At 43.6% G+C, this 280-nt stretch carries 1 protein-coding gene; it reads right to left on the bottom strand.

What is annotated here, in order from left to right; genetic code table 11:
* Window positions 1-280 (bottom strand): hypothetical protein (locus tag ACEN8I_RS24135; RefSeq protein ID WP_413331194.1); only part of this gene is annotated, 280 nt, incomplete at both ends.

The raw sequence follows: 280 nt of genomic DNA on the forward strand, positions 1-280 counted from the left end.
GTTGCCATTGCTATCGGGTCAGTAGCTTGCTGTTGCGCCACAAACTTATCAGGGTCTTTCTTCGTCTTCGGGTTAGTCATCAGTAAGAGCTTTAAAGCTTCTTCTTGGTCTGCCATCGGGTTCATTACCAATCTATCGTACGTTTCAAGGTCAAAGGCGCGTTCCAAATCTTCGCTTCTAGGGTTAAGTACATCCGCATCAATCGTTAACAAATACTTCAAGTCTCTGAACTTCTCAGGATTTACTTTGTAAAGCTCAGTATTGGAATCTTCTCCGCCTT

The organism is Polaromonas sp. CT11-55, assembly GCF_047303325.1.
GTDB lineage: Bacteria > Pseudomonadota > Gammaproteobacteria > Burkholderiales > Burkholderiaceae_C > Polaromonas.